13 protein-coding genes are annotated in these 11,777 nt (G+C 64.0%); 6 read left to right on the forward strand and 7 right to left on the reverse strand.

Going from position 1 to position 11,777, the window contains the following annotated elements; all coding sequences use genetic code 11:
• Positions 1 to 11 precede the first annotated feature (11 nt).
• Both P8Y39_10100 and P8Y39_10105 read left to right on the forward strand, forming a co-directional pair.
• Positions 12 to 1,019, forward strand: coding sequence for an HAD-IA family hydrolase (locus P8Y39_10100; protein ID MEJ2192676.1), 1,008 nt, complete (start codon positions 12 to 14; stop codon positions 1,017 to 1,019).
• Between the two features lie 367 nt (positions 1,020 to 1,386).
• Complete coding sequence (locus tag P8Y39_10105; protein ID MEJ2192677.1) at positions 1,387 to 1,620, forward strand: lipopolysaccharide assembly protein LapA domain-containing protein; 234 nt, start codon at positions 1,387 to 1,389, stop codon at positions 1,618 to 1,620.
• Positions 1,621 to 1,688: 68 nt separating this feature from the next.
• On the opposite strand, the gene P8Y39_10110 is transcribed toward P8Y39_10105, so the two are convergent.
• The 6 genes from P8Y39_10110 to rsxC all read right to left on the reverse strand — a co-directional run bounded on the left by P8Y39_10110 (position 1,689) and on the right by rsxC (position 7,307).
• Positions 1,689 to 2,876, reverse strand: coding sequence for a 4Fe-4S binding protein (locus tag P8Y39_10110; GenBank protein MEJ2192678.1), 1,188 nt, complete (start codon positions 2,874 to 2,876; stop codon positions 1,689 to 1,691).
• 62 nt (positions 2,877 to 2,938) lie between these two features.
• Positions 2,939 to 3,529, reverse strand: a complete 591-nt coding sequence (locus P8Y39_10115) for an Rnf-Nqr domain containing protein (GenBank protein ID MEJ2192679.1) — start codon at positions 3,527 to 3,529, stop codon at positions 2,939 to 2,941.
• Positions 3,530 to 3,540: 11 nt separating this feature from the next.
• The gene (gene rsxE / locus P8Y39_10120) at positions 3,541 to 4,176 is read right to left on the reverse strand and encodes an electron transport complex subunit RsxE (protein MEJ2192680.1); all 636 of its coding nucleotides are present in this window, start codon (positions 4,174 to 4,176) and stop codon (positions 3,541 to 3,543) included.
• On the reverse strand, positions 4,166 to 4,966 hold the full coding sequence (locus P8Y39_10125) for an FMN-binding protein (protein ID MEJ2192681.1): 801 nt from the start codon (positions 4,964 to 4,966) through the stop codon (positions 4,166 to 4,168). The genes rsxE and P8Y39_10125 overlap by 11 nt, the downstream gene beginning before the upstream one ends.
• The gene (locus P8Y39_10130; protein MEJ2192682.1) at positions 4,963 to 5,988 is read right to left on the reverse strand and encodes an RnfABCDGE type electron transport complex subunit D; all 1,026 of its coding nucleotides are present in this window, start codon (positions 5,986 to 5,988) and stop codon (positions 4,963 to 4,965) included. Before P8Y39_10130 ends, P8Y39_10125 begins: the two co-directional genes overlap by 4 nt.
• 8 nt (positions 5,989 to 5,996) lie before the next feature.
• The gene (gene rsxC, locus P8Y39_10135) at positions 5,997 to 7,307 is read right to left on the reverse strand and encodes an electron transport complex subunit RsxC (protein ID MEJ2192683.1); all 1,311 of its coding nucleotides are present in this window, start codon (positions 7,305 to 7,307) and stop codon (positions 5,997 to 5,999) included.
• Between the two features lie 485 nt (positions 7,308 to 7,792).
• Between rsxC and aat the strand changes: the two genes are divergently transcribed.
• From aat to P8Y39_10155, 4 genes are all read left to right on the forward strand, one after another.
• Entirely contained in the window at positions 7,793 to 8,515 is a 723-nt protein-coding gene (gene aat, locus P8Y39_10140) for a leucyl/phenylalanyl-tRNA--protein transferase (protein MEJ2192684.1), read from the forward strand.
• A gap of 34 nt (positions 8,516 to 8,549) precedes the next feature.
• Entirely contained in the window at positions 8,550 to 8,768 is a 219-nt protein-coding gene (locus P8Y39_10145) for an RND transporter (protein MEJ2192685.1), read from the forward strand.
• A 13-nt stretch (positions 8,769 to 8,781) separates the two neighbouring features.
• Positions 8,782 to 10,170: an MFS transporter gene (locus tag P8Y39_10150; protein ID MEJ2192686.1), complete on the forward strand. Its 1,389-nt coding sequence runs from the start codon at positions 8,782 to 8,784 to the stop codon at positions 10,168 to 10,170.
• A gap of 384 nt (positions 10,171 to 10,554) precedes the next feature.
• A complete protein-coding gene (locus P8Y39_10155; GenBank protein MEJ2192687.1) occupies positions 10,555 to 11,163 on the forward strand; it encodes a cold shock domain-containing protein in 609 nt (202 codons plus the stop codon).
• A 45-nt stretch (positions 11,164 to 11,208) separates the two neighbouring features.
• On the opposite strand, the gene P8Y39_10160 is transcribed toward P8Y39_10155, so the two are convergent.
• The gene (locus P8Y39_10160) at positions 11,209 to 11,733 is read right to left on the reverse strand and encodes a hypothetical protein (protein ID MEJ2192688.1); all 525 of its coding nucleotides are present in this window, start codon (positions 11,731 to 11,733) and stop codon (positions 11,209 to 11,211) included.
• Between the last annotated feature and the right edge of the window lie 44 nt (positions 11,734 to 11,777).

An 11,777-nucleotide genomic window follows, 5' to 3' on the forward strand; every position in this document is an offset into this window, starting at 1 on the left:
TATAATGCCCTATGCCCATAAAGCTCATCATCTTCGACCTCGACGGCACCCTCGTGGACACCGGCAGGGACATCACAAACGCCCTGAACGACGCCATCGGTCCCTACGGGAGAGGCCCGCTCACCGTCCAGGAGACGATAGCCATGGTGGGCGAGGGGCTCCCGCGGCTCATTGAGAAGGCCCTGGGGGAGGAAAACAGGGACAAAAAGGAAGAGGCCCTTAGCCGGTTTCTCGAGTACCACAGGGCGCATCTCATCGACTACACCCGCCCTTATCCCCGCGTGAAGCAGACCCTGGAGATGCTGGGCGGCCTCAAGAAGGCCGTCCTTTCGAACAAGCTGGAGTCTCTGACCGTGAGGCTGCTGGAGAAGCTGGGTCTGGCGGGGTATTTCGACCTCGTCGCTGGCAGCGACACGCCCCCTGAGCAGAAGCCCTCCGCCCGGGCGGTCCAGTACGTCCTGGACGCCCTCGGGGTCCACCCCGCCCAGGCCCTCATGGTGGGCGACAGCCCCACGGACATTGAGGCCGGCAGGGCGGCAGGGGTGGCCACGGTGGCCGTGACCTACGGCTACCGGGACCGCAGCCTCCTCGCGGAGGCCGACTATGTCATCGACAGCCTGGAGGAGCTGGTCCCGGTCCTCAACATGCACTACCCCATCTCGGAGCGCAGACGGGAGCTCCGATACCCGGCATCGGATTACTACGGCAAGTACGTGGGCGTCAAGCTCGAGACGGCCGAGGGACTCAAGGAGGCCGCGCTCCTGGACTTCAGCGAGCACGGCATGAAGCTCCGGACCGACCGGCCCCTGAGGGAGGGGGAGGTCTTCCGGTGCCTCCTGAGCATCCCGGAGTCGCCGTCCTCGGAGGTGAGCCTCTCCGTGGTGGTCAAGCACGCCGCCCGGGAGGGGGAGGACTTCGTGGTCGGCGCCGAGGTCAGCCAGGCCGAGGACGAGGCCTGGTTCGCCGTTTTCAAAAGAAGCGTGCGGCTCATGATGGAGCGGCACGGCGAAGTCCTCTGAGGCGAGTGGGCGCGGTCCGCCAGGCGCGGCCTGGAGCGACCGGGCCTTGAAACGGCTTGCTTGTGGTAACGTTTCAAGCTTTTGTGAAAAGGGGCACTGGTGCCCCCGGGCGTGGCCCGCCAGGCATGGCCTGGAGCGTCCAGGCTTTGAAACGGCTTGCTTGTGGTAACGTTTCAAGCTTTTGTGAAAAGGGGCACTGGTGCCCCCGGGCGCGGCCCGCCAGGCACGGCCTGGAGCGACCAGGCCTTGAAACGGCTTGCTTGCGGTAACGTTTCAAGCTTTTGTAAAAAGAGGCACTGGTGCCCCCGGTCTTTACTTCCTCCTCGTGGGGGCATATAATTTTTCCCAAAACCCGAAAGAGGTGTCCATGGGGCCGCGGGGCTGGATTATCATAGTCCTCATATTCCTGGTCGCGGTATTCATCGCCCAGAACGCCGCCCTGGTGGAAGTGAAGTTCCTTGCCTGGTCGCTTCAGCTCTCCCGTGTCCTCTTGCTCCTGGGCGCGGTGGGCGCGGGGGTGGCCATCGGGTTTTTCCTGGGCTGGGAGGTCTTCAGGCGGCGAAAGAGGCCTCCCTCCCCGGAGCGGCCGCCCAAAGCGTAAAACCCTCCGCATAAAAAAGCCCTCCCATGCGGGAGGGCTTTTTGTTTCCGGGCACGTTCCGGGACCGTTCAGGCGGCGGGGGCCTCCTGGGGAATCTCCTGTTTGGCCGCCTCCCGGGCTGCCTTCTTGGCCGCGGCTGCCTCCATGACCTCCGCGGTGTTGAAGGTGCCCTCTATGGCCTGTACGGGGCAGGCGGCCGTGCAGATGCCGCAGCCGATGCACCGGGACTGGTCGATGACGTGCATCTTCTTCTTCTCGCCGCTGGGGGCGTCCACGGGGCATATCTTGGTGCACTTCTGGCAGCCGATGCACTTCTCCGTCACGAAGGCCTTGGGCCTGTGCGACAGGAACTCGGCGATGGCCCCCGTGGGGCACTGCGGCACGCAGAGGCCGCAAACCCGGCACTTCTCCAGGTCTATCCGGGCGAGGTTGTCCTCGATGGAGGGCGCGTCGAAGGGGCAGACCTTCACGCACTTGCCGCAGGCGATGCAGCCCACCTCGCAGTTCTTCCTGACCACCCCGCCCTTGTCCGTGGAGTGGCAGGCGGCCAGGACCGCCTTGCCCGCCGGGAGTATCTCTATCACGTTCTTGGGGCAGGCCTGCGCGCAGCGGCCGCACGCGGTGCACTTGCCCATGTCTATGACGGGCAGGTGCTCCGCGCTCATGGTGATGGCCCCGAAGGGGCAGGCCCTCTCGCAGGTACCGTAGCCCAGGCACCCGTAGCGGCAGGACTTGTCCCCGCCGCCGGCCAGGACCGCGGCCCGGCAGTCGGCCACTCCCTCGTAGGCGAAGGCCTTCCGGGCCCTGCTCCATGAGCCCTGGCACATGACGCGGGCGTACTTGGGCTCGGTGACCTCCGGTATCTTGCCGGTGATGCGCGCCACGGCCTCCGTGGCCCTCTTGCCCCCCGGCGTGCACAGGTTGGGCGGCACGTCGGGGTTCTTGACCACCGCCTCGGCGTACTGCTCGCAGCCGGGGTACCCGCAGGCCCCGCAGTGGGCGCCGGCCAGCACTCCCTTGACCTCCTCTATCCGGGGGTCTATCTTCACCGCGAAGCGCCGTGCGGTCAGCGCCAGCCCCAGTCCGAACAGGCCGGCCACCGAGGCCACGAATATCAGGGTAAACTTCACCAGCGGAATCATGTCCACGGATTCCTTGGCCTCGATGCCCCCGCCCACGCCGGCCTGGGGCACCAGATGGCCCACGGCGTGGACCATGTCCATAACGGCGTTTAGTATGCTTTGGGCTTCATGCATGGCGTGCTCCCTCGCTTACGAAAAGGCCTTTATATATTTTACTATAAAAACCCTGCCCTTTCCTACAGGGTGATGAGCCCGGAGAAGCCCGTGAAGGCCAGCGCGATAAGGGCCGCCGTCACAAAGGCCATGGCCGTGCCCCTGAAGGGCCGGGGCACCTGGGCCAGCTCAAGCCGCTCCCGGATGCTGGCCATGATGATAAGGGCCAGGGCGAAACCCAGGCCCGAGCCCAGGCCGAAGGCGAGGCTTTCCAGAAAGCTGTAGTGCTCCCCGGCGTTGATGAGGGGGACGGCCAGGATGATGCAGTTGGTGGCGATGAGGGCCAGGTAGACCCCCAGCTTGTAGTATAGCCCGGGGGAGATTTTCCTCAGGATGGTGTCGGAGGCCTGCACGAAGGCGGCCACGACGCCGATGAAGACGACTATCTTCAGAAACTGAAGCCCCAGGGGCACCATGGCATACGTCCAGATAAGCCACGACAGGGCGGCCGAGATGACCATCACCGCCGTAAAGGTGACGCTCATCCCCACGGCGGTCTCCATCTTCTTGGAAACGCCGAAGAAGATGCACAGCCCCAGAAACCTCGTGAACACGAAGTTGTTTATGAGTGAGGCCGCCAGAAACAGCTCAAACAGTTTGCTGAACTCTCCCATCCGTCTCCTCCTTAGTGGTGGCCGCCGCCGCTCGTGGCGCCCTTGCCGCCGAAGAAGCGCATCTCAATCCAGTTGAAAAAGCCGATGAGGAAGCCCACGGCGATAAAGCCCCCGGTGGGCAGAATCATGATGAGCATGGGCTTGAAGTGCACGATGGGGAAATTCCAGACCGTGCCCTTCCCCAGAAGCTCCCTGAAAAAACTGATGATGACCAGGGCCACCAGAAACCCCGTGCCCATGCCGATGCCGTCGAAGATGCTGGGGACGGTCTTGTTCTTGCTCGCGAAAGTCTCGGCGTGGGCCAGGATGGAGGCGAAGGCCACGATCAGCTCGATGTACAGCCCCACCTCCCGGTAGACGTCCCGGACGAACGCCGCCATGGTCATGTCGATGACCGAGACCCAGCCGGAGATGATGAGCATGAAGATGGGGATGCGGATGCGGGGGTGGATGTAGTTGCGCAGGGCCCCCACCGTGCCGTTGACCAGTGTCTGCACGGCCAGAACGGCCACGCCCATGAAGAACCCGTTCTTGACGCTGTTGGTCACGGCGATGGCCGGGCAGAGGCTGATGGCGAGCTTGAAGATGGTGTTTTCGGCGAAGATGCCGTTTTTGATAAGCTGCCAGTTGGTCATGTCAGTGGCCATCGGACGACCCTCCCTCGGCGACGGCCCCGGCGCCGCTTCCGAATTTTTTCTCAGCCAGCGAGACGGCGTCGCGCACCGCGTTGGTCACCGCCCGGGAGGATATGGTCGCCCCGGTGATGGCCTGAATCTTGTCCTTCGTCTCGCCCTTTATCACCTCGAGATGCCCCATGTCCTTGCCCCTGAACTGGTCCTTGAACCAGGGCAGTGTGATATCGTCGCCCAGCCCCGGGGTCTCGGCATGATGAAGGATGCTGATCTTCTGCACGGTGAAGTCCCGGTCCAGGGCCACCAGGATGTTTATGTAGCTTGAATATCCCTTTCCGAAGGTCTGCACGATGTACCCCTCGAGCGCTCCGTCCCGGAAGACTTTGTAATATTCGGCGTGCTGTTCGTGGACCTCCCAGTCGCCGGCCTTTTCGACCTTGTTTCCGGAGAACTCCTCCAGGTCCCGGGCGTCGAACTTCTTCTTCAGGCGCTTGATGAGCTTCTCCTGGGTGTCCTGGTACATATTGACCCGGGCGTTCAGCGTCACTTGGTTGTCCGCGGCCTGGGAGGTGGCCACGGGGCCCAGGGCCGGCACGATTTTCTTGACCTCCGGGACGTAGGCCTCCGGCACGTTCATGATGAGGTGCATGGGCATCATCTGCTTGAGGGCGGCCTCCTTCTCCTCCTTGTTCTTCTGGAAGATGATGGGAGAGGTCTTGCCGTAGACGAACCCCAGGAGCACGCCCCCCACGATGTAGGCGATGACCAGGTTCAAGGTGATTTTTATGAGGTCTTTCGTTGTCATGCGGCCTCCACCTTGCGGTACCCGAAGATGCGGCTGCGCATCCTCCGGTCGATGAGGGGGGCGAAGCAGTTCATGAGCAGGATGGAAAACATCACGCCCTCGGGGAACCCGCCCCAAAGGCGGATAATGACGGTGAGAATGCCGCAGCCCACGCCAAAGATGACCTGCCCGGCCTTGATGGTGGGCACGGTGACGTAGTCGGTGGCCATGAAGAAGGCCCCCAGGATGAGGCCGCCGCTCATGAGGTGGATGAGCGGGTCGCCGCCGAAGAGGGCCAGGCCGCCCGTCTCGGGGTTGGTGCCGAATATCCAGGTAAGCACCCCCACCGTGGCCACGAAGGACAGGGGGATGTGCCAGGTGATGTATCTCTTCAAAAGTAAAATGGCCGCCCCGATAAGCAGAAGCAGGACCGAGGTCTCCCCCAGGCTTCCCGCCCTGTTGCCGACGAACAGGTGCATGTACAGCGCCGACTTGCTCCCGAAGACCTCCAGCAGCTTGTGCAGCCCCTCTTCCTTGAGGAGCCCCAGGGGGGTGGCCGTCGTCTGGGCGTCCACGGCGCCCAGGCTGGCCACCGGGGCCGTCCAGGTGGTCATGGCCCGGGGCCAGGTGATGAGCACGAAGGCCCTGCCCATCAGGGCCGGGTTGAAGATGTTGAACCCCAGTCCCCCGAACATCTGCTTCGCCACCATCACCGCCACGAGCGAGCCGATGATGGCGATGTAGGCGGGGGACGAGGGGGGAAGGTTCATCCCCAGGAGCAGGCCCGTGAGAAACGCGCTTCCGTCCGAGAGGGTCATGGGACGGCTGGTGAGCTTCTCCACCAGCCACTCGCCGAACAGGGCGGCCACGATGCACAGAGCGGTGACGTACAGGGCCCTCCAGCCGAAGAAGTACACCGAGCCGGCGAACGCCGGCAGCAGGGACAGGTTCACCGTCCACATGATCTTCGCCACCGAGTCCTCGCTCTTGACGTGAGGGCTGACGGAGACGATAAGCTCTCTGGGGCTCTTGGCCGCTTCCATCTCTCTCCTTATCCGGGCTTGGTCATGGATTTGGCAAGCCGCACGAACTGCACGATGGGCCGCTTCGACGGGCACACATACGCGCAGGAGCCACACTCGAAACAGTCGAACAGGTTGTAATCCTTGCACTCCTCGTACTGGCCGGCCTCCGAGAGAACGCTGAGCATGGACGGCATGAGGCCCATGGGGCAGATGTCCACGCACCGGCCGCAACGGATGCAGGGCTTGAAGTCCCGGGCATGGACGACCTCGCCCTCCGTGAGGGCAAGCAGGCCCGACGTCCCCTTGGTGACGGGCATCTCCAGCGTGGAAAGGGCAAAGCCCATCATGGGGCCGCCGGAGATGACCTTGGCGGCCTCCGTGAGGCCGCCGCACTGCTCGATGACCTCGGAGACCATGGTCCCCACCCGGACCATCAGGTTTCTGGGCTCGGCCACTCCCCGGCCCGTGACGGTGACAACGCGCTCGACGAGGGGCTTGCCGTAACGGACTGCGTTATGGATGGCCAAGGCCGTCCCGACGTTCTGCACCACCACGCCCACGTCCATGGGAAGCCCTCCCTTGTTGGGAACCTCCCGTCCGGTGATGGCCTTTATGAGCATCTTCTCCGCGCCCTGGGGATACTTGACCTCCAGGGGGCAGACCTCCACGTCCGCCAGGGAGGCCGCGGCCTCCCTCATGGCCTCCACGGCGTCGGGCTTGTTGTCCTCGATGCCCACAAAACCCTTCTTTACGCCCAGGGCGCGCATGAGTATCTTCAGGCCCTCCAGCACCTCCCCGGGCCGCTCCATCATCAGGCGGTAGTCCGCGGTAAGATAGGGCTCGCACTCCGCGCCGTTGAGCATCACCACGTCCACGGGCTTCTCCTTGGGAGGAGAGAGTTTCACCGCCGTGGGGAAGGTCGCCCCTCCCATGCCCACGATGCCGGCCTGCCTGATCTTCTCCTTTATCCTCTCGGGCGAGAGGCTGAGGTAATCGGCGTCCTCCACCAGGTCGACCCAGGCGTCCTCGCCGTCGCTTTCGATGACGACACAGGGCACCAGGCGGCCCATGGGGTTGGGGTACTCGGCGATGGCCCTGACCTTGCCGGAGACCGAGGCGTGTACGGGTGCGGAGACAAATGCCTCCGCCTCTCCCACCACCTGGCCCAGCTTGACGGTGTCTCCAGGCTTCACCACGGGCTTGCACGGGGCGCCGATGTGCTGGCTCAGAGGAACGGCCACCTGCTTGGGAGGCTTGGCCCGCTCTATCGGGTGAGCCTTTGAAAGCTCTTTCCTGCCGGGCGGATGAATGCCGCCTTTAAAGGTCGCTAATGCCATGTCCACCTTGTTTTTCTTGAGAAAGCGGTGGCGAGGGTCAAAACGCCAAAGCCATAATAAACCCCTGCCCGCGCCCATGTCAAGACCGAAAGGGCCGACGGGATATTCGATTTTCTTATGGGCTCATTAAGGCCGAGGCAATGAAAGGGCATCCTTCCGGAGAGCCCCCGTCCCTCTTGGGCCACCGCGCTTTAAAGCCTCAACGGCTTCACCATTAATTATACTCTTTCCCCGCCGGCTCCCTCCAGGCGGGCGCGGGCGCGGCCCGCCAGGCACAGCCTGGAGCGACCAGGCTTTGAAACGGCTTGCTTGCGGTAACGTTTCAAGCTCTTGTGAAAAGGGGCACAGGTGCCCCCGGGCGGCGGCCCGCAGCGTTCTTTCTCCCGGCCTTCCTTCTTTCGCGTGCGCCATACTTCTTTATAAGACGCATGCCTTTCCCGTCAAGCCCTCTGGTGCGGCCTCCCGGGGTATAATGCATGTATCCCATGCCGGTCTTTCTGCTCTCTGAGGATATAGCCTTTCCGCCGCCGGAACTGGCCGAGCCCGACGGGCTTCTGGCCGTGGGCGGCGACCTTTCGGTAAAGCGCCTCCTCGAGGCATACCGCAGGGGGATATTCCCCTGGTACTCCGAAGGCACGCCCATCCTGTGGTGGTCGCCGGACCCGCGGCTCGTGCTTTTTCCCCGGGAGGTCAAGGTCTCCCGGAGTCTCAGGCAGACCCTGAGGAAAGGGGCCTTCGCCGTGAGCATGGACAGGGCCTTTGCCGAGGTTATCGGCGCGTGTGCCGGCGTGCACGGGCGGAGGGACGGGAGCACCTGGATTACCCGCGAGATGCGGGAGGCCTACACGCGCCTGCACGAGCAGGGCCACGCCCACTCGGTGGAGGCCTGGACGGGCGGGCATCTGGCGGGAGGCCTTTACGGGGTGGCCCTGGGAGGGGCGTTCTTCGGCGAGAGCATGTTCAGCCTGAGAAGCGACGCCTCCAAGGTGGCCCTCCTGGCCCTGGCCGGGCACCTGGAGCGATGGGGTTTCGACCTCATCGACTGCCAGGTGAGTACCGAACACCTGAAAAGGATGGGCGCGCGGGAAATCCCCCGCCGGGCCTTCCTCTCGCGGCTCGGCCGGGCCCTCAGGAAACGCCGCCGTCCCGGTTGCTGGGCGGAGCGGTTCGACCCGGCCCTTTTGAGGGCCTTCGCGGCGGGCGGGTGAATTTATCCCTTCCGCCCCCGCTATAATAGGCGGCATGGAAAAATTCATGGAGAAGCTCACCTGGGACATCGTCATCATCCTCTGCCTTACGCTGGGGCTGGCACCGTACAAACCCCCGCACATCTGGGAGAAGCTCCAGATGCTCTTCCGGGGCAAGCTCGTGAGGCCCCTGGACTGGTTCGACCTCCTCCTGCACGGAATCCCCTGGCTCCTCCTCCTTCTGAAGGGCCTCTACTCCCTGAGGGGCAGGTAGCCGGGCGCCCCGGATGAAGGAGCACAGGGCCCCCCTCACCCGCACGTCCGAGCAGCGGCGGCTCACCCGTCTTCTGGGCTTCGTCGTTTTCTTCTCTGTCCTGAACAGCACGACGTTCAACGTCGCGGTCCCGGACATCGCGGCCCAGTTCGGCCTTCTGCCCTCCGGGGTGAGCTGGGTGATGACCTCCTACATCATCGTCTTTGCCGTGGGCACGGTGACCTACGGAAAACTGGCCGACCTGTATCCCGTCAGGACCCTCATCACCGTGGCCCTCGTGCTGATGAGCGCGGGCTCCCTGCTGGGCTTCCTTGCCCGGTGGTACCCCCTGGTAGTGGCGGGCCGGGTGTTTCAGGCCAGCGGCGGGGCGGCCGTCCCCACCCTGTCCATGCTGGTAGCCACCCATTACTTTCCCCCGGGCTTGAGGGGACGGGTCCTCGGCGTGCTCGCCTCGACGGTGGCGCTGGCCTCCGGGGCCGGCCCCATCCTGGGCGGGTACGTGACGGGCATGTTTCACTGGCGCTATCTCTTTCTCCTCTGCACCGTCACCCTGATAACCATCCCCTTTTTCCGCCGCATCCTGCCCCACGAGGAGAAAGAGGGGCGCCGGTTCGACCTTCCCGGCGCGGCTCTGCTCTGGGCCGGGGTGTCGGCCCTTCTGGTCTTCGTCACCGAGGGCGTCTGGGCGCTGCTTCCGGCCTCCTTCCTCTGCCTTCTGCTCTTCGGGCTTCACATTCGGCGAGGGGAGGGGAAGTTCCTCACGCCCGCGGTCTTCCGGAACCGGCGGTACCTCGGTGCGGTGCTTACGGCCTTCCTGGCCATGGGCACGGTCTTTGCTTTCATATTCGTGACGCCCATCATGCTCAGGGCCCTTAACGGCCTTCGGGCTGAAGACATAGGGCTTACCATGTTCCCCGGGGCTCTGAGCGCCGCTCTGCTGGGCACGGCCGGAGGGAAGCTTGCCGACCGGGTGGGGAGCGTGCCGGTGGTCTACATGGGGCTCCTGCTCCTGGTCCTGGGCTTTCTGCTCCTGAGCTCCCTGGCCGGCCTTCCCGCCTCGCGCGTAGCCCTGGCCCTCGTGGTCTCCTACGTGGGGTTCGCCTTCACCCAATCCTCGGTGGCCCACGCCGTGGCCGAGACCCTCTCGGGACTCTCCGGCGAAAGCCGCGGGAAGGCCGTGCCCTCGGGCATCGGGATGGGGGTGTTCAACATGTTCTTCTTCACCTCCGGGGCCCTGAGCGCGGCCCTCCTGGGCCGCCTCCTTGACCTCGGGACGACGGGCTTTTCCCTGAACCCCCTCACCCCTCCAGAGGGCGCCCTCTACGGCAACCTCTATCTCCTCCTGGCCTTCTCCGTGGCGCTGGCAGCAGGGCTCTTCCACTTCACCTTCCGCCAACGTTGAAACGTTTCCTAAGCATTTCCACGAGCAAGCCGCTTCAATGTCCTATCGCTCAGGCCGTGCCTGTCGTTCCGGGCCGCGCCCGGGGGACCAGTCCCGGGGACCAGTCCCCCTTTCTCCTCTCATATTGAAATGCTTCTTAAAAAACGCTGCCGCAGATAGTGTGGCGTCTCAAATGTATCTGTCATTGTCCGGCTTGACCGGACAATCCGGAAATCCTTGAAAAGACTGGATTCCCCGATCAAGTCGGGGAATGACGTTGGAGAGGGACCAGTCCCCTTTTTTTATCACGATTGAAACGTTGTCCAAACGTTTCCACGAGTAGGTCGCTCCAAGGTTCTATCGGACAGGCCGTGGCCTGCCGGCTGGCCGGTGTTGACAGGGGGTTTGGCGCTTGATAGCATCATTATTATGCCGGTGCCGGTGGAGGTAGTCTACAAGCGGGAGGGCCTCAAGAGCGAGGCCGTGGAGGCCGAGATAGCCAAGAGGGCGGAGAGGCTCGACCGCTATTACGCGGGCATGTTGAGCTGCCGCGTCGTCGTGGACGAGCCCCACAGGCGCCACGGCGAGGGCAACCTCTATCACATCCAGGTGGAGCTTCTGGTGCCGGGGAGAAAGCTGGTGGTCACCAGGGAGCACCCCCGCCGCCACGCCCACGAAGACATCTTCATCGCCCTCAAGGACAGCTTCGAGGCGGCCGAGCGGCAGTTGGAGGAGTACTCCCGGGTGGAGCGCCACGAGATAAAGACCCACGAGGCCCATCCCCACGGCACGGTGGCGAAGCTCTTTCCCGAAGGGGGTTACGGCTTTATCCGGGAGTTCGGGGGCAGGGAGATATACTTCCACAAGAACAGCGTCCTGGATGGTTTCGAGAGCCTCCGGGTGGGCGACGAAGTGCGCTTCGAGGAGGAAGAGGGGGAGAAAGGCCCCCAGGCCAGCACCGTCAAGAAGGACACCCACCACGGGCATCACAAGCCCGGGGCCCGGGGCCGCTGAACCGCCCTTGCCTCCTTCGGGCCGCCGCCCGAATCCCCGGGGGCATTAAAGAAACGCCACGCGGCAGCTTACCAGATGTTTTGCGCCCAGGACCCGGGCGAACTCCTCGGGGTTTCCTGCGGGGACTATCTTTCCCCTGACGGAGCTCATGCGGTAACGCAGCGGGCTCAGGGAGCCGGCCGAGGGCTCGAAGAGGATGGCGTTTATTCTGACGGGGTTGGTGCCGGAATAGACCTTGATGGGCCGGGAGAGCTGAATGAGAAGGGCCTGCTCCCCGTCCTCCCGGGGGAGGACGTCCCTCAGCTTGCCGGAGTTTATGCCGTAGGAAGACCACCGGACGTCCCAGAAAATCCAGACGGGCCGCCCCAGGAGCTTCCTGGCCGCCAGGGGGTCCGCTCCCCGTGAGACGAGGTCCGCCACCGGGCCCAGAACGCGGCCCAGAGTTCTCTTGAGGATGAGCACGACGGGGTGCTCCGCTCCCGCGCGGTAGAGCACGCGCCACTCCTTGAGGAATTCCACCAGGAGCAGAAAGGCCAGGAGTGCCGTGAAGAAATAAAGTGCCGCGTCCATCCAGAGGGACGCACCTTTGTCATAAAGGAATCCCATAGCTCAAA

The organism is Nitrospirota bacterium (assembly GCA_037386965.1).
In the GTDB taxonomy this organism is placed as follows: Bacteria; Nitrospirota; Thermodesulfovibrionia; order Thermodesulfovibrionales; family JdFR-86; genus JARRLN01.

Excerpts from the sequence above, each read along its gene's own strand:
- P8Y39_10160 (MEJ2192688.1), bottom strand. The coding sequence starts at position 11,733 with ATGGACGCGGCACTTTATTTCTTCACGGCACTCCTGGCCTTTCTGCTC.
- P8Y39_10105 (MEJ2192677.1), top strand. The coding sequence starts at position 1,387 with ATGGGGCCGCGGGGCTGGATTATCATAGTCCTCATATTCCTGGTCGCG.
- aat (MEJ2192684.1), top strand. The coding sequence starts at position 7,793 with ATGCCGGTCTTTCTGCTCTCTGAGGATATAGCCTTTCCGCCGCCGGAA.
- P8Y39_10115 (MEJ2192679.1), bottom strand. The coding sequence starts at position 3,529 with ATGGGAGAGTTCAGCAAACTGTTTGAGCTGTTTCTGGCGGCCTCACTC.
- P8Y39_10110 (MEJ2192678.1), bottom strand. The coding sequence starts at position 2,876 with ATGCATGAAGCCCAAAGCATACTAAACGCCGTTATGGACATGGTCCAC.
- P8Y39_10150 (MEJ2192686.1), top strand. The coding sequence starts at position 8,782 with ATGAAGGAGCACAGGGCCCCCCTCACCCGCACGTCCGAGCAGCGGCGG.
- P8Y39_10130 (MEJ2192682.1), bottom strand. The coding sequence starts at position 5,988 with ATGGAAGCGGCCAAGAGCCCCAGAGAGCTTATCGTCTCCGTCAGCCCT.
- rsxC (MEJ2192683.1), bottom strand. The coding sequence starts at position 7,307 with ATGGCATTAGCGACCTTTAAAGGCGGCATTCATCCGCCCGGCAGGAAA.
- P8Y39_10100 (MEJ2192676.1), top strand. The coding sequence starts at position 12 with ATGCCCATAAAGCTCATCATCTTCGACCTCGACGGCACCCTCGTGGAC.
- P8Y39_10145 (MEJ2192685.1), top strand. The coding sequence starts at position 8,550 with ATGGAAAAATTCATGGAGAAGCTCACCTGGGACATCGTCATCATCCTC.
- P8Y39_10125 (MEJ2192681.1), bottom strand. The coding sequence starts at position 4,966 with ATGACAACGAAAGACCTCATAAAAATCACCTTGAACCTGGTCATCGCC.
- rsxE (MEJ2192680.1), bottom strand. The coding sequence starts at position 4,176 with ATGGCCACTGACATGACCAACTGGCAGCTTATCAAAAACGGCATCTTC.